Raw genomic sequence first — 21,542 nt, 5'->3', positions numbered from 1 at the left:
TTGCCCGGACGCTCCGGCCACCACGCCGCGGGCTCCCGTGCGGATGCTCTCAGACCGTGCTCGCGAGCCGTGCCTCAGGGCGGCCCTCAGGTCGTGCTCTCGGGCCGCGAGGACTTCTGCCAAGGGTAGGACGGCCGGGTCCGCGGGTCGCCGGCGGTGATCGCCGACGCCGGTGCTTCCTCGGCCGGCGGGCCCCAGGAGTACGGGTTGTCGACCGCACCGGCCGGCCGCGCTCCGGCACCCGAAGACCCGTCGGCAGCGGGACGTGCGGCGCCGTCCGTCGCCGGCTCGCCGGCCGCCCCGCGCTCCGGCTCCCGGGTCCAGTGGCGCAGCGCCCCCGCCTCCAGGTCGATCTGGTCGCTGAGCGCTGACAGGTCGTCCTCGGCGAACTTGCGGGCGCGGTCGCGCGCCGCCCACCGGAGAGATTCCGCGGAGTGCGTGATGCGCTCGGTGCGTTCGCGCAGGTCGGGCAGGAGGGCCGCGATGGACGCGCGGTCGGGCTCCCGCTCCAGGCGCTTGAGTTCGGCGTCCAGCTCGTGGCCGTGGGCGCTGAGCCGCTGGAAGAGGGCGTCGGCCTCGCTGAGCGAGGCGTCCTCCGGGGAGCCGGTGCGCAGCACCTCCTGGGTGGCGCGCATGGAGGTGCGCAGCGACAGCCGCAGCTGGGCCAGCTCGCCGACCACTCCGGGCTGGCCGAACTGGCGGGCGCGCAGACCGGTGTCCTCGACGGTTCTGCGGGCCTGGGCGACCGTACGGTCGACGCCCCGCTTGGCCACCCGGACGGCCTTCACGGTGACGAACACCCCGGCCGCGACGAACAGCACGAAGAGCAGCGCGAGGATCGCGAATACGGCTTCCATGGGCTCTCCCCAGCGGTGTCGGCGGCGCCGGTTCCTCACCCGCGCCCTGTACCTCAACGGTAAACGGCTCGGGCAGGCCAGGGGTTCCATTCGAACCCCCAACCTGCCCGTAGGGGAAAGCACCTACTCGCGGCCGCAGCCCCGCCGACGGGGGGATGCGCCCCCGCGCCTGCCCCGGCGCTGACGCCGACCGATTACGCGGGCACGATGTTGACCAGCTTCGGTGCGCGCACGATCACCTTGCGGATGCCCGCGCCGTCCAGCGCCGCCACCACGGCGGGCTCGGCCAGCGCGGCCGTCTCCAGGTCCGCGTCGGAGATCGACGGGGCGACCTCCAGCCGGGCCTTGACCTTGCCCTTGATCTGCACGACGCAGGTCACGGTCTCGTCCACGACGTACGCCGGGTCGGCCACCGGGAAGTCGGCGTGCACCACGGTGCCGCTGTGGCCCAGCTTGCGCCACAGCTCCTCGGCGATGTGCGGCGCCAGCGGGGCGACCAGCAGCACCAGCCGCTCCGCGACCGAGCGCGACAGCGGGCCGCCCACCTTGGTCAGGTGGTTGTTCAGCTCGGTCACCTTGGCGATGGCGGTGTTGAAGCGCAGGTTCGCCATGTCCTGGGTGACGCCGTCGATCGCCTTGTGCAGGGCGCGCAGGGCGGCCTCGTCGGGCTCGGTGTCGACAACGGTGACCTCGCCGGTCGCCTCGTCCACGATGTTGCGCCACAGGCGCTGCAGCAGGCGGTACTGGCCGACGACGGCGCGGGTGTCCCACGGGCGGGACACGTCCAGCGGGCCCATCGCCATCTCGTACAGCCGCAGCGTGTCCGCGCCGTATTCGGCGCAGATCTCGTCCGGGGTGACGGCGTTCTTCAGGGACTTGCCCATCTTGCCCAGGACCCGGCTGACCTTCTCGCCCTGGTGGTAGTAGGCGCCGTCGCGCTCCTCGACCTCGGTGGCCGGGACGGCGATTCCGCGGCTGTCCCGGTAGACGAAGGCCTGGATCATGCCCTGGTTGTACAGCTTGTGGAAGGGCTCGGAGGACGCGACGTGACCCAGGTCGTGCAGCACCTTGGACCAGAAGCGGGCGTACAGCAGGTGCAGTACGGCGTGCTCCGCGCCGCCCACGTACAGGTCGACGCCACCGGCCGGCTGACCGTCGCGCGGGCCCATCCAGTACTGCTCGATGCCCGGGTCGACCAGCGCCTCGGAATTGTTCGGGTCCAGGTAGCGCATCTCGTACCAGCACGAACCCGCCCAGTTGGGCATGGTGTTGGTCTCGCGGCGGTAGCGCTTGACGCCCGCACCGTCCCCCAGGTCCAGCTCGACGTTGACCCAGTCCGCGTTGCGGGACAGCGGGGTCTCCGGCTGGGTGTCGGCGTCGTCGGCGTCGAAGGTGCGCGGCGAGTAGTCGTCGACCTCGGGCAGCTCCAGCGGCAGCATCGACTCGGGCAGCGCGTGCGCCACGCCGTCCTCGTCGTAGACGATCGGGAAGGGCTCGCCCCAGTAGCGCTGCCGGCTGAACAGCCAGTCGCGCAGCCGGAAGTTGACGGTGCCCTCGCCGATACCGGCGGCGGCCAGCCAGTCGGTGATCTTCTCCTTGGCCGCGACCACGCCCAGGCCGTCCAGCGACAGCGACCCACCGGACGAGTTGACGATCTTCGCGTCGTACGAGCCGAAGGCATCGTCCCAGGTCGAGGCGTCGGTGCCGCGGTCGTCCGACGGCTCGACGACGCAGCGCATCGGCAGCTCGAAGGCGCGGGCAAAGGCGAAGTCGCGGCTGTCGTGTGCCGGGACGGCCATGATCGCGCCGGTGCCGTAGCCCATCAGGACGTAGTCGGCGATGAAGACCGGGACCTGCTCGCCGCTGACCGGGTTGGTCGCGTACGCGCCGGTGAAGACGCCGGTCTTGTCCTTGGCCTCGGCCTGCCGCTCGACGTCCGACTTGGCGGCCGCCTGCTTGCGGTAGGCGGCGACGGCCTCACCGGGAGTGGCGTGCCCGCCGGTCCACACGTCGTGCGTGCCCTCGGGCCAGGCGGCCGGCACGATCGAGCCGGCGCCGTCCTCGGCGCCCGCGACCAGCTCGTGCTCCGGGGCCAGCACCATGTACGTGGCGCCGAACAGGGTGTCCTGGCGGGTGGTGAAGACGGTGATCTTGTCGTCGCCCACGGGGAAGTCGACGCGGGCGCCCTCGGAACGACCGATCCAGTTGCGCTGCTGCAGCTTGATGGCCTCGGGCCAGTCCAGCGCGTCCAGGTCGTTCAGCAGACGGTCGGCGTAGGCGGTGATGCGCATGTTCCACTGGCGCAGCTTGGCCTTGAAGACCGGGTAGTTGCCGCGCTCGGAGCGCCCGTCGGCGGTGACCTCTTCGTTGGCCAGGACCGTGCCCAGGCCGGGGCACCAGTTGACCGGCGCGTCCGAGGCGTACGCCAGACGGTATTCACCCAGGACCTCGGCCCGCTCGGCGTTGCTCAGCGCCGCCCAGTCGCGGCCGTCGGGCGTCTGCCGGCTGCCCGCCTCGAACTGCGCGATCAGGGTGCCGATCGGGCGTGCGGCGTCCGCCTCCGGGTCGTACCAGGAGTTGAAGATCTGCAGGAAGATCCACTGGGTCCACTTGTAGTACGCGGGGTCGATCGTTTCGACCGAGCGGCGCTGGTCGTGGCCCAGGCCCAGGCGGCGCAGCTGGCGCCGCATGTTCACGATGTTGGCCTCGGTGGAGACCCGGGGGTGCGTGCCGGTCTGCACGGCGTACTGCTCGGCGGGCAGGCCGAAGGCGTCAAAGCCCAGCGTGTGCAGCACGTTGTGGCCGGTCATGCGCTGGTGGCGGGCGTAGACGTCGGTGGCGATGAAGCCCAGCGGGTGGCCGACGTGCAGCCCGGACCCCGACGGGTACGGGAACATGTCCATGATGAACTTCTTGGGACGCGCCACCAGCGCGGCATCACCCGCCAGGTCGCCGCTGGGGTTGGGGGCCTCGTAGGTCCCGTCCTGCTCCCAGAAGGCCTGCCAGCGTGCTTCGATGTCGGCGGCCAGCGCGGCCGTATAGCGGTGCGGCGCTGCCACTTCGGTGGGGGCACCGCCCGCGCCGTCAGCAGCGGGGGAGGTGGTCGTCTCGCTCATCGTCCTCAAAGCTCCATCGATCGTCTCTGCCTGCGGCTGCTGCGGGCACGGTTTCTGCGGAAACAAAAATGCCCCTCGCACAGGAGGGGACGCCGCGCCGATGCCGACCCGGGCGGCCACAGCGGATGGCCCGGTCGGGACTGATCAGCGCGGCCCGCTAAGCAGAAGGCGTACGGCACGCATGGCGTCAGGGTACCGCAGCGCGTGTGGGGCCCGCGCGGAGGATTCCCCCCCGCGCGAGCCCCGCCCCTGGAGGGCGCGCTCCCCGATCCGGGATCAGGGCCGGTAGGAACTCACATATCCGGTGCCCGGCGAGCCCACGCCCGTGACGTCGTCGTACCCGACGCCGGCGTGCAGTGAGCTGTCCTTGCCCAGGCTGCGCAGCGAGGTCGTGGTGCCCTCGCTGTTGTCCGCGCTGTTGTTGTAGTCGGTGCGGACGACCGCGAGGTCACGGCCGGCGCCCAGCGGGTGGTCGGTCACGTCGTGGTAGGCGGCGGTCCCGTAGCGCTGGTAGATGCCGGGGTTGGCGAAGCCGATGGCGACGCCGTGCCGGGCCTGCTGCGCCAGCGCCTGGACGCCCGCGATCACCGGCGCCGCGAGCGAGGTGCCGCCGATGCGGTATTCGGAGTAGCCGAGCGAGCCGTCGGTCTGCGTCTGGGTCTGGCCCACCAGGAAGCCGGTGTTCGGGTCGGCGACCGCCGCGATGTCGGGGACGGTACGCATCGCGCCCGCGAGCCCCGTCTTGGACAGCGAGTCCGGTACGACGCCGCGCTGGTAGTAGGGCTGCGCGACGGTCTTGCTGGTGCCGCCGCCCGCTCCGCCGCTGAATGCGCCGGGGAAGCCGCTCCAGTCGTTGCCGTCCTTGGAGAGGACGGCCTTCTGGGTGCCCCAGCCGGTCTCCCACTGGTAGGCGTCGTGCTTGCCGACGGCCAGCGACGTGCCGCCGACCGCGGTCACCCACGCGGAGTTCGCCGGGGTGTCCACCTGCTTGGTGCCCGTGTTGGCGACCTCGTCACCGTTGTCGCCGGAGGAGAAGTAGAAGCCGATGCCCTGCACCGCGCCCTGCTGGAAGACCTGGTCGTAGGCGGCGGCGACGTCCGGGGTCTCGTTCGCCTCGATGTCGCCCCAGGAGTTGGAGACGATGTCGGCGAGGTGCCCGTCGACGACCGTGCCGAGGGAGTCGAGCAGGTCGTCATCGGCGCAGGAGGCACCGCCGACGTAGACGATGTCGGAGTCCGGGGCGACCGCGTGCACGGCCTCGACGTCGAGGGTCTCCTCGCCGTACCAGCCGGCCGCGTCGCACTCCTCGATGTGCGAGTAATCCTTGGGCAGCACCTGCGAGAGCTGGCCGCGGCGGTAGCGCTGGTCGCCGTTGCGGGCGGCGTACGTGCGCGCGTCCCGCGCGATGGTCGGCGAGGCGTACGCGTCGGTGATCGCGACCGTGACGCCCTTGCCGGTGTACTTCTTCGCCCCGTAGGCGGCCCGCAGCTGCTTGCCGGTGTAGCCCTTGACCGCGTACGGCGCCTTGCTCCCGTAGGCGGACGGCAGCTTCTTGTCCGTCTTGGAGCCGTAGTACGAGGAGAACGGTCCGGCGTTACGGAAGACGGCGGACGGCGGGGGCAGTTCGGTGGCGTGGTGCTCGGCGAGCCGCGGCGCGTTGTCCAGGCCGGTGACCGTCAGCACGGCGCCGCCCAGGGTGGCGGGTGCGGAGGCCGCGGCCGAGGGCGCGTGGTAAGTGTGTCCGCTCTTGCGGTAGTTGTGCAGGTCGGTGGCGAAGGCGCGCTCGGCGGCGGCCGCGTCGCCCTTGACCGTCACGAAGCGCCGGGAGGTGGCGGTGACCGTCAGGCCGGACTTCTTCAGCCAGGCGGTCACCTTGACTATCTGGTCCTGCGTCGCGCCGTAGCGGGCCTTCACCTGGGCGGGGCTCAGGTACTTGCCGTACGCGGCGGAGTGCGGGTCGGACACGGCCTTGGCATAGCCGGCGAGCCCCTTGGCGTCGCGGCCCGCCAGGTAGACGCGGGCGGTGATCTCCGCGGAGCCGGAGGTGGCGCCCTGGTCGGCCTGCCGGGTGGCCCACAGGGGCTTGGTCCCCTGCAGCAGCTGTCGGCCGCCGTCGTGGCCCGCGGCGTCGGCCGCGGGTGCGCCGAGCGCGAGCGCACCGGCGACGAGCGGCAGCGCCGCTGCCCAGGCCAGCCCGGCGCGGGTGCGCGGCGCTCTGGAACGGCTTGATCTCATGTGACCCCCTGATGGCGAAGCGGTCGATGGGCGGTGACGCGGCCCGCCGGTACGCCGGTGCGCGGCACGTCACAAGCCGGGAATGTGGTGAAGGCGACATTCACGCGATGCGTCACTCTTTCGGTGAACCGTTCATGTCAGGGGCATGCGATCGCCAAGAAGCACCCAAGGAACGGCATGGAATGACCACGAACGGTCTCGGAGCAGACAGCCAACACCCCTGAGCGGTCAGCGCGCTGAGGGCGCATCAGCGCGAGGCGGGAGACGCCACCACTCCGGAGGGCAGACACAACGAAGCGGGCCGTCCGATCGGACGGCCCGCTTCGATCACTGTGGAGCTAAGGAGAATTGAACTCCTGACCTCCTGCATGCCATGCAGGCGCTCTACCAACTGAGCTATAGCCCCTTGCTTGCGCCGCCCGGTTTCCCTCGGCGGCATCGCCTACATTACACGGCCCTCCCGGGCTTCTGCCAAATCGTTCTCCCACGGGCCCTTCAAGGCCACGAGGGGTACTGTCGGCCGTCCGTGCCCGATTCGTCCTGGGGAGCCGTACGCCGTGACCGCGCTGGAGCTGGAACAGTCCACCGACCCCCGCGGCACCGCTCCCGGCCGGGGCCTCCTCCGCCGGCACCCGACCCTGATGGCGGGCCTGGCCTGCGTCGTCTCCTTCGCCGCCTTCTGGACCGTGCAGCGCCTCGCGCACGTGACCATGGTCGACCTCATGGTCTACCGCGCCGAGGGCTGGACCGCCCGCACCGGCGGGGACCTCTACGACATGGTGGCCACCTCGGCCCGCCTGCCCAACACCTACCCGCCTTTCGCGGCACTGCTGTTCACCCCGCTCACCCTCTTCGGCGTCCCGACGATGCGCACCCTGGCCACCGCCGGCAACCTCCTGCTGCTCGTCTCCGTCGTCCATCTCTCGCTCCGCCTGACCGGCCGCCCGCACCGGCTCCCCCGGCCCGCGGCCACGCTCGCACTGTCCGCGCTGCTGGTGTGGTGCGAGCCGGTGTGGACCACGCTGCGCTACGGCCAGATCAACCTCCTCCTCGCCGTCCTCGTCCTGTGGGACCTGACGCGTAAGAGCACCCACCGCTGGGCCGGCGTCGGCATCGGCATCGCCGCCGGACTGAAGCTGACCCCGGCGCTGTTCGCCGTCTTCCTCTGCCTTGCAGGCCTGGCCCGCGGCCTGCGGCTGATGCGCTCCGGTGCCGGTGCCCGGGCCGCCTGGAACCCCTGGCTGCGGCAGGCCGCCGTGGCCACCCTGACCTTCCTCGGCACCGCCCTCCTCTCCGCCGTCGTACTGCCCCGTGACTCCCACCGCTTCTGGACGGAGATCGTCTTCGCCGCGGACCGGGTCGGCGAAGTGGAGATCACCGCGAACCAGTCACTGCGCGGCGCCCTCGCCCGGCTTCTGCACACGCACGACCCCGGTGGCGCCTGGCTCGTGGTGGCCGGGCTGACCGCCGCCCTCGGGCTCGCGCTGGCGACCGGGGCACTGCTGCGCGGGGAACGCGCCTGGGCGGCCGTCGCCTGCGCGGCGACCGCCCTGCTGGTCAGCCCCATCTCCTGGTCGCACCACTGGGTGTGGGGCGTACCGCTGCTGATCCTGCTCGGCTCCGAGGCCCTGCAGCGCACCGGCGGCGCGGCCCGTCGCTGGTGGGCGACGACGGGCGCGATGGGCCTGCTCTTCGGCTCGTTCGCGCTGTGGTGGGTGCCGCACCGCTGGCACCACCACGAGGAACTGCACCAGAACGGCCTCCAGATGCTGCTCTCCGACGTCTACCCGATCGCCGGTCTGGCGCTGCTCGCACTCACCGCGGCCCGTCTGTGGCGGCTCAGCGGCCGCCGTGGTGATGGTCTTCTTCCGGCTGTCGAGGAGGAAACGCCGGCGCCTCCGGCGGCATGACGACGCAGGCGCGCACCCTCCCCGCGCCCCAGCCTTCCAGGAGAGGACAGCGGCGGCAGGAACCGCCCGCAGGCGCCGCGGAATTGGCCGATCACTGCGACCAACCGGCCCTGTGGGGCCTGAGGGAGTGCTTCCCGCCCTGGGTGCCGGGGGATGTCAGCGCGGTGCCGCCGGACGCCAGGGGGCCCGGGTGCCGCCCAGTTCGCTGCCGAGGCCGAAGCCCGCGGTCGGAATCCGCAGGACCGCTGTCGCGGCGCAGGCTCTCCGGAAGTTGGTAGGGCGGGCATCCGCCACCTGGCCTGGCCTGATCGTCGTGTCGTCACGATGCGACCCCCGTGTCACTCCCCCGTGCCGCCGGCCATTTCCGACGGCAGCTCTGATCCCACAACGCCCCGCAGATACCCGGGAGTTCCGGTTCTGCCGGTATCGACCCGAATGTGTCCGGGAGAGCAATGGACCGTGCCGCGCGGTCCGTCAGGCCGTGGCGAATGGGCGGCCCCGAACCAGGCCGTCCCGAATCAGACCGCCGCTGATCAGGCCGTCGCGAACGAGTAGAAGCGCTTCAGCGTGCAGTGCTCGTCCAGCAGCCGGCCGTAGATCGGCTCGCCGTCGAGCTCGCGGTAGGTCTCGATCGGGTCGCCCTTTATGACCAGGGCGCGGGCACATTCCTCGCACCAGTACTGGTAGTCGGCGTTGACCGGCTCCATGTCACGGACGATCGGCGTACCGCTGCCGCACCAGTCGCATTTCCTGCTGTGGGCGCCCATCAGTCAGCTCCAGCTGTGGCCGCAGGCCGTACAGACGAAGGAAATACCTCCGTTGTCGCCCAGCACCTGTGCGACATGGACCGAACCACAAGCGGGGCACTGCAGGGCGGAGTCATCGCCACCACTGCGGGCGGAGCGGGGGCCTTCGGCAGGGCAGGTGAAGCGGAGCGCGTATTCCGGCAGCCAGTCATAACCCTGCGCCTCGGCCACTTCGAGCAGATCATTGACCTCCTCGAGGATGCTCGTGGGCATCTCGCTCTCTCCTCCCCTGCCGGCGCCGTCCGATTCTGCCACGGACGGCCGGACCGGGTCAGGACCGTCGGGCGCCCACCGCATCCGGGCGACCGGAGACGGCGCTCCCCCGATACAGAAATCCCGCCCTCTCGCTCACCAGTGTCGGGCACTGGATCCGCGAGAGGACGGGATCTCCGGGCTGTGGAGCTAAGGAGAATTGAACTCCTGACCTCCTGCATGCCATGCAGGCGCTCTACCAACTGAGCTATAGCCCCGGGTCTTGTTCCGCCCCTCCGGGTTTCCCCCGGCGGCGCCGCGAACAAGATGAACTTTAGCCTGCGACCTGCCCGGATGTGAAATCCGGGTGGCCGGGCCCGCCCGCGGGCTCAGTCGTCGTCGCCGAGCACCGGCTCCGGGAGGGTGCCGGCGTTGTGCTCCAGCAGGCGCCAGCCACGCGCGCCCTCGCCCAGCACGGACCAGCAGCAGTTCGTCAGGCCGCCCAGGCCCTCCCAGTGATGGGAGTCCAGGCCGAGCAGCCTGCCGATGGTGGTGCGGATGGTGCCGCCGTGGCTGACGACGACCAGGGTGCCGTCGTCGGGCAGCTTGTCGACGTGCGCCAGCACGACCGGGGCGGCCCGGTCGGCGACCTCGGTCTCCAGCTCGCCGCCGCCGCGCCGCACCGGCTCACCGCGCTTCCAGGCGGAGTACTGCTCGCCGTACTGCGCGAGGATCTCGTCGTGCGTCAGGCCCTGCCAGGACCCGGCGTACGTCTCCCGCAGCGCCGCGTCGTACGTCACCTCAAGGCGGGTGAGGGCGGCCAGCTCGCGTGCCGTGGCCGCGGCCCGCTGCAGGTCGGAGGCGATGATCGCGTCCGGCCGCAGGGCAGCCAGCAACCGGGCCGCGCGGTGGGCCTGGCCGACACCGGTCTCGGTCAGTTCGATGTCCGTCGATCCCTGGAAGCGGCGCTCCAGATTCCAGGCCGTCTGGCCGTGGCGCCACAGGACGACGCGGCGGCCCCGGCCGCCTTTGGTGCCGTTCAGTGCAGCTCTCCGTCCTGCTCGTCCGCGGTGGCCTCGGCGTGCGCGGCGGCCTTGCCGCGGGTGGCCTTGGCCTCCTCGGGGAGGTCGATCTCGGGGCAGTCCTTCCACAGGCGCTCGAGGGCGTAGAACACGCGCTCCTCGCTGTGCTGGACGTGGACCACGATGTCGACGTAGTCGAGGAGCACCCAGCGGGCCTCGCGGTCGCCTTCGCGGCGCACCGGCTTGGCGCCGAGCTCCTTGTTGAGCCGTTCCTCGATCTCGTCGACGATCGACTTGACCTGGCGGTCGTTGGGCGCCGAGGCCAGCAGGAAGGCGTCGGTGATCGAGAGGACGTCACTGACGTCGTACGCGATGATGTCGTGCGCGAGCTTGTCGGCCGCTGCCTGAGCGGCGGCGTTGATGAGCTCGATGGAGCGGTCCGTGGCGGTCACAAGCGGCTTTCCGGGTCGAGGGCAGCTTCTCCGGCCGGGGCACGCGGCTCGCGGCGAAGCCGCGGCGCGCCGCAGTCCCCCATGGGCAGCCGGAAAGGCGATCAGGTACCCCTCAAGGGTCTCACGGACCACCGACACTCCCGGCGGGCTTTCACCGGCTGCCGGCCCGGCCCTGCCGAAGGAGGCGGTAGCCGGGCCGTATCCCCTGGTCAGCCCTTGAAGTCCGGTCCCAGAACGACCGTGATGTCGGCGTTCGCCGCGCCCTTGCCCTGCGTGACGGCGCCCGCCGGCAGGCCCAGCGTCTTGGCGACCTCCGCCGCCTTCGCCTTCTGGCCCGCCTCCGCGTACGTCACCCGGGACGTGCTGCCGGCCGCTCCGGCGGCACCGCCGTCGACGAAGGTGTAGCCGCCGTTGACCAGCGCGGCCTGCGCCTTACCGGTGGCGGCCTTGTTGCCGGTGGCGTTGCGGACCGCGACCCTGGTGGTCGCGTCCGGGTCGGTCTTCTTGACCGTGCCGCCGAGCACGTCCTTGACCACGGTCTGCGAGGCGGTCCTGTCGAGCGTCCCGTCGGCCTGCACCGGCAGCACGGTGGTGTCGTAGGCGCCCGTCTTGGCCAGTTCGGCGCGCTGTGCCAGCGAGCTGCCCAGCTCGGCCTCGGTGAGGGGCGGGTCGAGCACCTGGAGCAGCGCCTTGACGGTGGCGGTGGCGCCCTCCGCGTCGCTGGAGACCTTCTTCAAGGTGGCCTGCATGACCTGTCCGAACCGCTGCAGCTGCTTGGCCTGCGGCTCGCCGGTCCGCTGGTAGGTGGCGTAGGCGACGGCCGCCTGGCCGTTGAGGTCCTGCCCGCGGCCCTGTTTGACCGCCGGGGAGTCGCCCTTCTTGGCACCGGGCACGGTGGCGTCGGTGTCGAGGGTGATGCCGCCGACCGTCTCGACGAGGTTCTCCAGATACGGGGTGTCCAGCCGCCAGCTGGCCTTGAGGTCGGCGCCCAGGAGGCTGTTGAGGGATTCCCTGGTCGGGTCGGTGCCCTCGTCCTTGAAGGACTTGCCGAGCGTGGTGGGGGTCCCGTCATCCTTGGGGACGGTGAGGTTGTTGGGCAGGAGGACGGTGGTGCCCTTGTGGGTGGTCTCGTTGTCCACGAGCAGGGCCGTGGAGCTGTTGCCCGTCTTGGTGTCCTTGAGATGCACCACCAGCACATCGCGCTTCTGCCCGCTGCCCGCGGCGGCGGCGCCGGTGTCCGCGCCGGCCAGTCCGGGCAGCTTGCCCGCCCACCACAGATAGCCGGCGCCGCCGGCGACCAGCAGGGCGAGCACCACCGACAGGGCGACGACCCGGCTGCGGCCGCGGCGCTTGGCCTCCTCGCGCCGCTCGGTGCGGCTCTCGGTGAACTTCAGCCAGTCGATGACGTCTTCGGAGTCCTCGTCCGGCTCCTCGATGAACGAGAACTGCTCGGTCCGGTACTCCGCGTCCGAGGAGTCCGACGAGGCCGGGGGCTCTGCGGAGGCAGGAGGTCCGGACGGGGCCCGGCGCTGCCCCGGAGGACGCTGCTGCCCCTCAGGGGGCCGGCGCCCGCCCTCGTCGTGGTGGCCGGGCTGCTCGCCGTACGGGACCTGCTCGTACGGCGACTGCTGCGCCTGCTGCGGAATCCACTCCTGCTGCTGTTGCTGCTGGTGCGGGGGCTGCTGAGGCTGGGTGTACGGGTCGAACTGCTGGGGGTAGCCGGGCTGCTGCTGCACCTGACGGCCGTACGCGTCATAGCCGTACTCCTGGCCGTGCTGCGGCTGCTGCTGCGCCTGCTGCGGGATCCACTCCTGCTGCTGTTGCTGCTGCTGGTGCTGGCCCTGCTGCGCCCCGTAGGGGTCATAGCCGTCGTAGGACGGGGCGGCGGGGGCGACCGGCTGCCCGTACTGGTCGTAGTGCTGCTCGTAGGACTGCGGGGACGCGTCGCGGTACACCGGCTGCCCGTAGGCGTCATAGGTGTAGCCCTGCTGACCCGGCTGCTCCTGGGCATACGGGTCGTGGGCATACGGGTCCTGCGGCCCGTACGGATCCTGTCGGTCGCTCACCGGTGCCCCTTTCCGTCAGCCCCGTCAGCGGTCGTTGCGGTACAGCTCTTTTTTGTCGATGTAGCGCACCACACCGTCCGGCACGAGGTACCAGACCGGATCCGCTCGGACGACCCGCGCCCGGCAGTCGGTCGAGGAGATGGCCAGCGCGGGCACCTCGACCAGGGACACAGCGCCTGCGGGCAGCCCCGGGTCCGCGAGGACATGGCCGGGCCTGGTCACCCCGATGAAATGCGCGAGCGAGACCAGTTCCTCGGCGTCGTGCCAGGTCAGGATCTGACCGAGGGCGTCGGCGCCGGTGATGAAGAACAGGTCCGCATCGACGTGCTCGACGCGCAGATCGCGCAGGGTGTCGATGGTGTACGTCTTGCCGCCACGGTCGATGTCGATGCGGCTGACGGAGAACTGCGGATTCGACGCGGTCGCGATGACCGTCATCAGATACCGGTCCTCGGCCGGGGACACCGTCTTGTGGCTCTTCTGCCACGGCTGGCCCGTGGGGACGAAGATGACCTCATCGAGGTGGAACTGGCTGGCCACCTCGCTGGCGGCGACAAGGTGTCCGTGATGGATCGGGTCGAACGTGCCGCCCATCACTCCGAGTCGCCGCTTCACGGGCCCTGTGTGCTCTCCCATGCGTGCAGACCCTACTGGGCGACGCGCCGTGCCGGGGTCCGGGTGCCGGGGCTCAGCGGTCCCGGTTGAAGCGGGTGACGACCCACAGCAGGAGAAGCAGGACAATCAGGGCGCCGCCACCGGTCAGGAACGGGTTCAGGCTGTTGTGATTGCCACCCTCCTGTCCGCCTTCGGCAAGGGAGACCAGGGAGTGTGCGGCGGTGTGCAGGCTCATCGTCAGCAGAACCAATCCGGGCTGGGGTCGGGCAGAGACTTCCGCCACATCGTAAGCGTCCCCTCACCCCGGGCTCACGGCGACTCCACCCGGAGGGGCGGCGGCCGCGCCTCAGTCAGTCCTGGCTGCCGTAGCCGCGCAGCAGGAACCAGGCGAGCAGGGCGGCGCCCACGACACCGACGATGATCACCACACGCAGAATCCAGCCGGGACCGTCGGCATGGGAGGTCTCCTGGGCTGCTGCGGCGAGCAGCAGGCTCGGATGCGGCATGACAGTGCGCTCCCTTTGTGCGGTTCTGTGGGGTCATTGATGCGATCGCCAGCGTACGCCCGAGCATCCAATCGGCTGTCAGCGGCGTCCTCTACGCTGAACACACGCAGTCGAACAGGGGGAGGCCCCAATGACGGAGAGCCCAGGCGGCAGCGAAAACGTACCGAGCCGGGACCGCAGGCGGTTTCCGGGAATCTCCTCGCGGTCCTACGAGCACCCGGCGGATCGCTCGGCGCTGGTCGCGCTGCGCAAGCTGAGCGGGTTCGACACCGTCTTCAAGACGCTCAGCGGCTTGTTGCCGGAGCGCAGCCTGCGGCTGCTCTTCCTGTCGGATTCGGTCCGGGTCGGCGAGCAGCAGTTCGCCCATCTCAACGACATGCTGCGCGACGCCTGCTACATCCTGGACCTGGAGAAGGTCCCGCCGATGTACGTCAATCAGGACCCGCAGCCCAATGCCATGTGCATCGGTCTGGACGAGCCGATCATCGTGGTCACGACGGGCCTCGTCGAGCTTCTCGACGAGGAGGAGATGCGGGCGGTGATCGGCCATGAGGTCGGGCACGCCCTGTCCGGGCACGCGGTCTACCGCACCGTGCTGCTGTTCCTGACGAATCTGGCGATGAAGGTCGCCTGGATCCCGCTGGGCAATGTCGCGATCATGGCGATCGTGACGGCGCTGCGCGAGTGGTTCCGCAAGTCGGAGCTGTCGGCGGACCGCGCCGGACTGCTGGTCGGGCAGGACCTGCAGGCCTCGATGCGGGGTCTGATGAAGCTGGCGGGCGGCAATCATCTGCACGAGATGAATGTGGACGCCTTCCTCGCGCAGGCCGAGGAGTACGAGTCGGGCGGCGATCTGCGCGACTCCGTGCTGAAGATCCTCAACGTCCTGCCGCGCAGCCACCCGTTCACGACGGTGCGGGCGGCCGAGCTGAAGAAGTGGGCGGCCAGCCGCGACTACCAGCGGATCATGGACGGCCACTACCCGCGCCGTGACGAGGACAAGGACACCTCGGTCTCCGACTCCTTCAAGGACTCGGCGAACCACTACGCCGACTCCGTGCGCAACAGCAAGGACCCGCTGATGGGTCTGGTGCGCGATATCGCGGGCGGTGCGGGCGACTTGGGCGGCAGGCTGCGGGACACGGTCTTCCGCGCCGGCGGCCCCCGTCCCGACGGCGCGGCCGGCGAGGGTCCGGACGGCGCCAACGGATCGGGCGGCGCTAACGGATCGGATGGCTCGGGTTCGGGCGGGAAGTAGCCGCCAGTTCGCCGCAGAGCGAGGGGTTGGCCCGGCTCCTGGAGTAGGGGTCGGTGCCCGACGGCCGGTCGTCGCCGGCGTGCTGTCCCGCAAGGAGCGGACGCAGCGCGTCGGCCGGCTTCGAGGAGCAGGCCAGCGGCCCTGCCTGGAGGCTGCTCTGCTGCACTTCCAGCCGGTGGTCGTTGAGGTCGTCCCGGCCGAGGCGGAAATGCACCTCGCGGCGGACGGTGAACAGCGAGGCGGCGCCCGGCGTGGCCTTGCCGACGCCCTGACCGGTCCGCCCCGCGGAGTCGCCGCGCCCGCCGTCGGCCGGCCGTACGGCGTAGACAAAGGTGTAGTCGGCGGTGATGTCGAGGGCGTCCGGGCTCAACTCCGCCGCAGACAGAGTGCCGTTGACGCGGACGTTCTTGTCGGCGAGTGCGGTCACCTCGGGGTCGAAGCGGACCAGCCAGCCGGTCGCCGCATGGCGCCCGTCATCGTCGGGATGCGCCAGACTCCGGTCGAACTGGTCGAGTTGGCCGGTGTCGAGCAGCAGCCGCACCGGGCGTACGGATCCGCCGGTGAGCGTGGCCGGATCCAGCGAGGAGCGGACGACATAGTCCTTGGCGATGCTCAGCGCGGCGACGATCTGGCCGTCGGAGAAGTGCTCGGTGCGCCGGACCTCGGGCAGATTGACACCGGCGGCCCCGATGCGGAAGTGCGCCGCTGGGCTGTGCGCGAAGAGATCGGCGGGGGTCGCACCGGGCACGGCGCCGGTCGGCGCGAGCGGCACGACGGAGGACCGCAGCGGCTGCACCGCCACCGCCCCGGGGTTCCGGTACGGGTGGCGTACACCCATGTAGACGGCGGTGCCGAAAGCGAGCACGATCAGCAGCACGAGCAGGATCGCCTGCCGGGAGCCGCCGGCCCGCAGCCAGCCGTGCCGGGTTTTGACGGCCGGCGAATGATGCTCGCCGAGCCGTTCGTCAGCGGAGAATTCCTGTAGCCGGGCAGCGCGCACAAACGATTCGTCGAAGACAACGGATCGGTATTCGTCCTCACCGCCTCCCGGGGCGCCCTCAGGCGTCCCTTCGGGAGGGTCACCAGGCCCGCTCATACAACAAGAGTAGGTCCGCGGAGGCGAACATAAACTCCGGGGGCGCGGCGACTTCCCGTCAGTGCGGCCTGGGCACCGCGGAGGCCGACGGCCGGGCGGATCCCCCGGGCGGCGACGGCAGCAGGCCGGGACCCGCCGTACGGGCGCTCTCGGCCCCGCCGGAGGACGGTGTGTCCACCCCGCTGGTGGCCGGCGCCGGCGCCGGGCTCTGATTCCTGCCGGAGGCACCGCGGTAGACGGCGCTGAAAGCCAGCGCGACCAGCCCGATGCCCATCACGACGGCCAGCACCCAGGCCATCGGCCGGTGCCAGCGAGCGCTGCTGCGGTAGGGCCGCAGCGCCCCGCCGTACGGGCCGTACGGACCATACGGGCCGTACTCGCCATATTCGCCGTACTCGCCGTAGCCACCCGGCTCGCCGTACGCGTCGTAGTCGTCGGCGTCCGGGTCCAGGCCCTCCGGGCCGTGGCGGCGGCGCCTGCGGGTGCGCGGTCCCCCCTCGCCGTCCGGATCCTCGGGGCCGAAGGCGGTACCCGAGCGGGCCGCCTCCGCCTCGGCGCGGGCCTCCGCGGCGGCGAGCAGGCGCTCGTCGGCGGAGGGCTCATGGATCTTCGCGGACCGTACGAAGGCCTCGTCGAAGACCACGGAGGCGAATTCTTCGTCCGCGCTTCCGTGGCTCCCGGGGTGGTGCTCTTCGGGCTCTTCGCCGTCCGGGAACGGCTTGCCCCCCACGTCGTCCGGCACGCGTCCAGGTTAGCCCCGGCCGGTCGATTTGGGCAGGGAGAGGGGGGAATCCGGGGGACGGTTCAGCGGGTGTGGCCGTCGCCGGTGAGGATGTACTTCGTGGAGGTCAGTTCCGGCAGCCCCATGGGACCGCGGGCGTGCAGCTTCTGCGTCGAAATGCCGATCTCGGCGCCGAAGCCGAACTGGCCGCCGTCGGTGAAACGGGTGGAGGCGTTGACCGCGACGGTCGTGGCATCCACCAACTGGGTGAATCGGCGGGCCGCGGCCTGCGAGGTGGTGACGATGGCCTCGGTGTGACCGGAGCTCCAGCGCCGGATGTGCGCCACCGCGGCGTCCATGTCGGCGACCACGGCGGCCGCGATGTCGTACGAGAGGTACTCCGCCGCCCAGTCCTCGTCTCCGGCGGGCGCGACCATGCCGGGGCCCGCCTGCTGCCAGGCCTCGTCGCCGTGCACGATCACGCCGGCCTGGGTGAGCGCCTCCAGGGCGCGCGGCAGGAACTTCTCCGCGATCCCGGCGTGCACCAGGACCGTCTCGGCGGCGTTGCAGACGCTGGGCCGCTGCGCCTTGGAGTTGACGAGGATGTCGACGGCCATGTCGATGTCGGCCGCTTCGTCGACGTAGACATGGCAGTTGCCGGTGCCGGTCTCGATCACCGGGACGGTGGACTCCTCGACGACCGTGCGGATCAGCGAGGCGCCGCCGCGCGGGATCAGCACGTCGACCAGGCCGCGGGCGCGCATCAGCTCGCGCACCGAGTCGCGGCTCTCACCCGGCACCAGCTGCACGGAGTCGGCGGGCAGTCCGGCGCCCTCGACGGCGTCCCGCAGCACGTCCACCAGCGCGCTGTTGGAGGCGTACGCGGAGGACGAACCGCGCAGCAGCACGGCGTTGCCGGACTTCAGGCACAGGGCGGCGGCGTCCACGGTCACATTGGGGCGGGCCTCGTAGACGATGCCGATCACGCCGAGCGGGACCCGGATCTGCCGCAGGTCGAGGCCGTTGGGGAGGGTCGAGCCGCGGACGACCTCACCGACCGGGTCGGGGAGGGCGACGACATCGCGGACGTCGGCGGCGATGGCGGCGATCCGCTCGGGGGTGAGGGTCAGCCGGTCCACGATCGATTCCGAGGTGCCGGCGGCCCGCGCCTTGGCGATGTCCTCGGCGTTGGCGGCGACGATCTCGCCGGTGCGCGCCACCAGGGCGTCGGCGATGGCGAGCAGCGCTCCGTCCCGGGCCGTACGCGGCAGCGGCGCCAGGACGGCGGCCGCCTCCTTCGCGCGGCGGGCGGTCTCAAGGACGGGCGAGGACTGCGATGCGCTGCTGGTCATGGCCGCAAGCCTAGCCGGGAGGCAGGCTGCGGCCACGCCGTATTTCACAGTGCGGGACGCGGCCCGTCAGGTGCCGGACCGGCCTCCGCGGGGAGCCGCCGTACGGCACTCATGACGGGCGGCGGGGGGCTCAGTAGGGGTGGACGCCCACCGGTGACGCAGGGGGCGGTCCGTAGCCCTCCGCGATGCGCTGGTGATAGGTCTCACGGTCGATGACCTCCAGCCCGACGATCTCCCACGGCGGCAGCTTGGCCGTCGAGCGGTGTTCGCCCCACAGCCGCAGCGCGACCGCCGCGGCGTCGTGCAGGTCCCGCGCCTCCTCCCAATAGCGGATCTCGGCATGGTCGTTGGCGTAACGGCTGGTCAGCAGGAAGGGATGGTCGTGGGCGAGCTGTTCGAGCGCCCGCCTGACCTCCTTCAAGGGGGCCTCGGCCCCCGAGACGCTGAGGGTGATGTGCCACAGCCGGGACGCGTCCCGGCGCTCGCCCTCCGGTGCCGGCTGCGCCGTCCCGTTCCGCTCCGCGCACCGCTCGTCAGCCGGCCCGGCTTTCTCACCGGCCCCGACGCTGGTCAGGGTGCGCTCCGCCGTCCCTCGGGGCAGTGCCCCTGGGCGCCCTCGTCTCACCGGCGGCCTCCTGTGATGCGAATCGCTCCGCCCTCGGGGTGCGGAGCCGATAGGTGCGGTCGTACTTCGGCGTGTGCGCTGACGCGCTGCGGGCGCCGCTCCCCTACGGCGCCCCGCAACAAAGTTGACCAGTCCGCGGGCCGTCGCGGGGGCGTTTTCGCGAAGGTCCCCGTGGAAAGGCAGGTCTTCGCACCCTGGTCCGTACCGCGTTTCGAGCACCGCGCCGGGCGCCGGCCCCTGCCGGCTGCCTCCGGGAGGCAGTCGGCGAAGCACCCCGGACGATGCCCCGCAGGGCCGTCCGGCAGGCCTTCAGTGGTCCAGCAGCACCAGATCGTCGCGGTGTACGACCTCCCGCTCGTACGCCGGGCCCAGCTCGCGGGCGAGGTCCCGGGTCGAACGCCCTATCAATCGGGGGATTTCCCTCGCATCGAAGTTGACGAGGCCCCGGGCGACCGCCTGCCCCGCGCCGTCCCGCAGCTCGACCGGGTCCCCGGCGGAGAACTCGCCCTCGACCGAGGCGATACCGGCCGGCAGCAGCGAGGAGCGCCGCTCGACGACGGCCCGCACCGCCCCGTCGTCCAGGACGAGCGCACCGCGCGGTGTGGAGGCGTGCGCGAGCCAGAGCAGCCGGTCGGCGGAGCGGCGGCCGGTACGCAGGAAGTGGGTGCCGGTCGGGCCGCCGGCCAGCGCGTCGCCGGCGTGCACGGCGGAGGTGAGGACGACGGGGATGCCGGCCGCGGCCGCGATCCGGGCCGCCTCGACCTTGGTGACCATGCCGCCGGTGCCGACCCCGGCCTTGCCGGCGCTGCCGATGGAGATGCCCGCCAGGTCCTGCGGCCCGCTGACCTCCGCTATCCGTGAGGTCCCCGGGGTGGACGGGTCGCCGTCGTAGAGGCCGTCCACATCGGAGAGCAGCACCAGCAGGTCGGCGCGGACCAGGTGGGCGACGAGCGCCGCCAGCCGGTCGTTGTCGCCGAAGCGGATCTCGTCGGTCGCGACGGTGTCGTTCTCGTTCACGATCGGCACCGCGCCCATGGCCAGCAGCTGGTCCAGGGTGCGGTAGGCGTTGCGGTAGTGGGCCCGGCGGCTGGTGTCGTCGGAGGTCAGCAGGACCTGTCCGACGCGGCGGCCGTAGCGCGCGAAGGAAGCGGTGTAGCGGGCGACCAGCAGGCCCTGGCCGACGCTGGCGGCAGCCTGCTGCCTGGCCAGGTCGCGGGGGCGGCGGTCGAGTCCCAGGGGCGCCAGGCCGGCCGCGATGGCACCGGAGGAGACCAGCACGATCTCCTTGTCCTGGTGCTTGGCGAGCACATCGACCAGCGCGTCGACCCGGTCCGCGTCCAGCCCCCCGGCGGCCGTGGTCAGCGACGACGAGCCGACCTTCACCACGATCCTGCGGGCGTCCGCCACGCCTTCCCGTCGCGCGCCGCCGCCCCCGGCCGAGGCCCCTCGGGCCGCCCCTTCCCCGTCGTGCCTTGCGCCTGCCACCTGCGTACCCCTGTGTCGCCGATCCCGCGGCCGTACGGCATTCCGTACGGCGGCCCTACGGGCGCAATCTACGGCAGGGCGGGCGACGGGCGCGCCGTGATATCGCCTGGCGGACGCCTCGCCGGACACGGGGCGTGAGGTATCCCTCGTCGCGGACGCCCGGCAAGCTCCTCCGCCCCTCCCGGCTCCGGTGATTCAGGAGATTTCTGAGATTCTTGAGAAACCCGGGATTCCTGGCCATTCCTTGCGGATTTCCGAGGGATTTCCGGATTGCGGTAAGACGGAAGGCCCGGTCCAGAGGTTGCGTTCGATTGATCCGCTTTCGCGGTGATGAGAGCCACAGCAGATTGTCACCAAGGCCAACAAGGTCATACGGTCGGGTGTCCCTTGGTCCCGTATCGCCGCTCCAGCGGCGTCGCAGCGCGGGACCCGGCCGCCCCCCACGGCCTCCCCCTGACCGTCTTGCTGCCAGGAGCCCTCCCCCGTGCCTTCCGCCGGAATCGCCCCCCGCCGCGTCGTACAGCTCGCGGCGCTGCTCGCGATGATGGTCGCGTTCACCGCCCAGCTCGTCGGTGCGCTGCTACCCGTCATTCCGCTGTTCATCGTCGCGTCCGTCGTCAACCTGGTTCTCGACCTGGTTCTCCAGCACAAGCAGCCCGGCCTGCTCTCGGTGCTCGGCAGAATCCGTTTCGACGTGACCGTGCGCCAGCTGCTGCGCGACATGCTGATACTGGTCGGCCTGCTGCACATCGACGGCATCAACCCGCTCAAGGAGCAGGCGCCGCTCACCATCACGCTGCTGCTCTTCTACGGCACGCATTTCGTGTGTCAGGCGGTGGCGGTGCTGGTGCGCAGGACGCGGGCGCTGCCGTTCGTGACGCGCAACATCGATGCGTCGGCGCTGCGGCTGTCGGATGCGCCGCCGCGGATCCTGTCACGGCAGACGGGCCGGCGGCTGTTGCGGTTCGCGGTGCCCAGCACGGTGGGCATGATGCTGACCGCGATCACCACCGACGCGTACTGGGGCGGTATCGGCCTGGCCCTGTCGCTGGTGCTGTCCGCGGGCGGCACCCTCTACCTGGGCACCTGGCTGCTGCCCTCCAAGCGCATCGCCGGCGAGGCCCGCGCCCTGCAATGGCTGGACCAGTGGCTGGCCGACTACCGGCCCACCGTCGGCATGTACTTCTCCGGCGGCTCCTCCTCCGCCTACCAGGCCAACATGTGGCTG

General features: G+C 71.3%; 18 protein-coding genes, 2 tRNA genes and 1 pseudogene. 3 read left to right on the top strand and 18 right to left on the bottom strand.

Annotated features, from left to right (window positions below; translation table 11 throughout):
* Nucleotides 1–86: 86 nt before the first annotated feature.
* The 4 genes from ACIRQ7_RS13580 to ACIRQ7_RS13565 form a co-directional block, all read right to left on the bottom strand.
* Entirely contained in the window at nucleotides 87–857 is a 771-nt protein-coding gene (locus tag ACIRQ7_RS13580; RefSeq protein WP_404262349.1) for a hypothetical protein, read from the bottom strand.
* A 194-nt stretch (nucleotides 858–1,051) separates the two neighbouring features.
* Nucleotides 1,052–3,973: a leucine--tRNA ligase gene (locus tag ACIRQ7_RS13575; RefSeq protein ID WP_404262347.1), complete on the bottom strand. Its 2,922-nt coding sequence runs from the start codon at nucleotides 3,971–3,973 to the stop codon at nucleotides 1,052–1,054.
* 276 nt (nucleotides 3,974–4,249) lie between these two features.
* Nucleotides 4,250–6,208 (bottom strand): protease pro-enzyme activation domain-containing protein, encoded by a 1,959-nt coding sequence (locus ACIRQ7_RS13570; protein WP_404262345.1) that lies wholly within the window; start codon nucleotides 6,206–6,208, stop codon nucleotides 4,250–4,252.
* Between the two features lie 333 nt (nucleotides 6,209–6,541).
* A tRNA-Ala gene (locus ACIRQ7_RS13565) sits at nucleotides 6,542–6,614 on the bottom strand.
* A gap of 151 nt (nucleotides 6,615–6,765) precedes the next feature.
* Between ACIRQ7_RS13565 and ACIRQ7_RS13560 the strand changes: the two genes are divergently transcribed.
* Nucleotides 6,766–8,118: a glycosyltransferase 87 family protein gene (locus tag ACIRQ7_RS13560; protein WP_404262344.1), complete on the top strand. Its 1,353-nt coding sequence runs from the start codon at nucleotides 6,766–6,768 to the stop codon at nucleotides 8,116–8,118.
* Between the two features lie 533 nt (nucleotides 8,119–8,651).
* Here the strand turns inward: ACIRQ7_RS13560 and ACIRQ7_RS13555 are convergent.
* From ACIRQ7_RS13555 to ACIRQ7_RS13515, 9 genes are all read right to left on the bottom strand, one after another.
* Entirely contained in the window at nucleotides 8,652–8,885 is a 234-nt protein-coding gene (locus tag ACIRQ7_RS13555) for a hypothetical protein (protein WP_004571982.1), read from the bottom strand.
* A gap of 3 nt (nucleotides 8,886–8,888) precedes the next feature.
* Nucleotides 8,889–9,137, bottom strand: coding sequence for a hypothetical protein (locus tag ACIRQ7_RS13550; RefSeq protein WP_404262342.1), 249 nt, complete (start codon nucleotides 9,135–9,137; stop codon nucleotides 8,889–8,891).
* Nucleotides 9,138–9,321: 184 nt separating this feature from the next.
* Nucleotides 9,322–9,394 (bottom strand) — tRNA-Ala (locus ACIRQ7_RS13545).
* Between the two features lie 111 nt (nucleotides 9,395–9,505).
* Nucleotides 9,506–10,159 carry a histidine phosphatase family protein gene (locus tag ACIRQ7_RS13540; protein ID WP_401472322.1) on the bottom strand — a complete coding sequence of 218 codons (654 nt, stop codon included), beginning with the start codon at nucleotides 10,157–10,159 and terminating at the stop codon, nucleotides 9,506–9,508.
* On the bottom strand, nucleotides 10,156–10,590 hold the full coding sequence (rsfS, locus tag ACIRQ7_RS13535; protein ID WP_401471516.1) for a ribosome silencing factor: 435 nt from the start codon (nucleotides 10,588–10,590) through the stop codon (nucleotides 10,156–10,158). Before rsfS ends, ACIRQ7_RS13540 begins: the two co-directional genes overlap by 4 nt.
* 209 nt (nucleotides 10,591–10,799) lie before the next feature.
* Nucleotides 10,800–12,656, bottom strand: coding sequence for an LCP family protein (locus ACIRQ7_RS13530; RefSeq protein WP_404262339.1), 1,857 nt, complete (start codon nucleotides 12,654–12,656; stop codon nucleotides 10,800–10,802).
* A 24-nt stretch (nucleotides 12,657–12,680) separates the two neighbouring features.
* A complete protein-coding gene (nadD, locus tag ACIRQ7_RS13525; RefSeq protein ID WP_404262338.1) occupies nucleotides 12,681–13,292 on the bottom strand; it encodes a nicotinate-nucleotide adenylyltransferase in 612 nt (203 codons plus the stop codon).
* A 52-nt stretch (nucleotides 13,293–13,344) separates the two neighbouring features.
* Entirely contained in the window at nucleotides 13,345–13,506 is a 162-nt protein-coding gene (locus tag ACIRQ7_RS13520) for a hypothetical protein (RefSeq protein WP_404262337.1), read from the bottom strand.
* A gap of 115 nt (nucleotides 13,507–13,621) precedes the next feature.
* Complete coding sequence (locus tag ACIRQ7_RS13515) at nucleotides 13,622–13,777, bottom strand: hypothetical protein (RefSeq protein ID WP_401471507.1); 156 nt, start codon at nucleotides 13,775–13,777, stop codon at nucleotides 13,622–13,624.
* A 130-nt stretch (nucleotides 13,778–13,907) separates the two neighbouring features.
* Here ACIRQ7_RS13515 and ACIRQ7_RS13510 point away from each other — a divergent pair, with 130 nt between their 5' ends.
* A complete protein-coding gene (locus tag ACIRQ7_RS13510; RefSeq protein WP_404262336.1) occupies nucleotides 13,908–15,035 on the top strand; it encodes a M48 family metallopeptidase in 1,128 nt (375 codons plus the stop codon).
* Here the strand turns inward: ACIRQ7_RS13510 and ACIRQ7_RS13505 are convergent.
* The 5 genes from ACIRQ7_RS13505 to proB form a co-directional block, all read right to left on the bottom strand.
* The gene (locus ACIRQ7_RS13505) at nucleotides 14,998–16,131 is read right to left on the bottom strand and encodes a hypothetical protein (protein ID WP_404262334.1); all 1,134 of its coding nucleotides are present in this window, start codon (nucleotides 16,129–16,131) and stop codon (nucleotides 14,998–15,000) included. The genes ACIRQ7_RS13510 and ACIRQ7_RS13505 overlap by 38 nt on opposite strands.
* Before the next feature lie 58 nt (nucleotides 16,132–16,189).
* Nucleotides 16,190–16,873, bottom strand: a complete 684-nt coding sequence (locus ACIRQ7_RS13500) for a hypothetical protein (protein ID WP_404262332.1) — start codon at nucleotides 16,871–16,873, stop codon at nucleotides 16,190–16,192.
* Nucleotides 16,874–16,935: 62 nt separating this feature from the next.
* Nucleotides 16,936–18,204 carry a glutamate-5-semialdehyde dehydrogenase gene (locus tag ACIRQ7_RS13495; protein ID WP_404262330.1) on the bottom strand — a complete coding sequence of 423 codons (1,269 nt, stop codon included), beginning with the start codon at nucleotides 18,202–18,204 and terminating at the stop codon, nucleotides 16,936–16,938.
* Between the two features lie 130 nt (nucleotides 18,205–18,334).
* Nucleotides 18,335–18,829, bottom strand: a complete 495-nt coding sequence (locus ACIRQ7_RS13490; RefSeq protein ID WP_401471492.1) for a hypothetical protein — start codon at nucleotides 18,827–18,829, stop codon at nucleotides 18,335–18,337.
* 309 nt (nucleotides 18,830–19,138) lie between these two features.
* On the bottom strand, nucleotides 19,139–20,236 hold the full coding sequence (proB, locus tag ACIRQ7_RS13485; protein WP_401471489.1) for a glutamate 5-kinase: 1,098 nt from the start codon (nucleotides 20,234–20,236) through the stop codon (nucleotides 19,139–19,141).
* 562 nt (nucleotides 20,237–20,798) lie between these two features.
* Here proB and ACIRQ7_RS13480 point away from each other — a divergent pair.
* A pseudogene (locus ACIRQ7_RS13480) lies at nucleotides 20,799–21,542 on the top strand (hypothetical protein); the annotation flags it as partial.

This window comes from Streptomyces sp. NPDC101393, from assembly GCF_044767385.1.
Classification (GTDB): domain Bacteria; phylum Actinomycetota; class Actinomycetes; order Streptomycetales; family Streptomycetaceae; genus Streptomyces.
The sequence above is the reverse complement of the archived record's forward strand: the minus strand, read 5'-3'. Positions and strand labels throughout refer to the sequence as shown.